The organism is Streptomyces sennicomposti (assembly GCF_019890635.1).
GTDB classification, from domain to species: Bacteria; Actinomycetota; Actinomycetes; order Streptomycetales; family Streptomycetaceae; genus Streptomyces; species Streptomyces sennicomposti.
The window spans coordinates 1-876 of sequence record NZ_JAIOAB010000138.1; the positions used below are offsets into that span (position 1 = coordinate 1).

The window sequence follows — 876 nt, forward strand, 5'->3', positions numbered from 1 at the left end:
CTAAGCGTTGTCCCGTAAATGATCTACGTCGTGTCCGCTAACCTGCTTGTATCGCCGTTACCCGGCGAGGGTGAGGTTGTGCAGGCGGGCGATGCCGAGCATGGCGTGGTGGACACCGTCACCTTTCAGGCGGCAGTCGCGGAGGATCTTCCAGGACTTCATGCGGGCGAAGGCGTGCTCGACGCGAGCGCGGACTTTGCGGTGGGAGGCATTGTGCTCCTCTTTCCAGCCGGGGAGGTCGGCCTGGCCTCTCTCGCGGCGGTGCGGGATGACCAGGCCAGTGCCCCGGTAGCCGCCGTCGGCGATAACGGTGGTCTTGCCGACGGCGTCCTTGGCGCCGGACAGCTCCCACGCCTTGCAGTCGTTGCGGTTGCCCGGTACCGGCCGGCCGACTGCGACGACGAGCCGGGTGTCGGCGTCGATCACGACCTGGTGGTTGGTGGAGTACCGGTAGTTCTTCGACTGCTCGGCCACCTGGTGGTCGCGGGTGGGAACCAGGGTTCCGTCCACGATCAGCACGGTGTCCTTGCGGAACCGCTTGCGCTGCTGCAGGGCGAGCGAGGGTGCGAGGTGGTCGATGATGCGGTCGGCCGCGGACTTGGACACCCCGAACAGCGGGGCCAGTTGGCGCAGGGTGAGGTTGGTCCGCCAGTACGCGGCGACCAGCAGCACGCGGTCCTCCAGCGGCAGGCTCCACGGCCGGCCCTTGCGCACCGAGTCCGCACCCTCGCGCCGCAGCGCGGTGACGAGCTTGCCGAACTGCCGCGGACTCAGCCCGGTGAACGGAGCTATCCAGGAGGGTTCCGACGCCGTGATCACACCAGCCACAGCAAGATCATCTCACCTGTGACCAGCAGTTACGGGACAACGCTTAGC

Annotated in this window: 1 protein-coding gene; it reads right to left on the reverse strand. The window is 67.2% G+C overall.

What is annotated here, in order from left to right; translation table 11 throughout:
- Positions 1-57: 57 nt before the first annotated feature.
- Positions 58-828: a transposase gene (locus tag K7787_RS31415; protein WP_223003715.1), complete on the reverse strand. Its 771-nt coding sequence runs from the start codon at positions 826-828 to the stop codon at positions 58-60.
- Between the last annotated feature and the right edge of the window lie 48 nt (positions 829-876).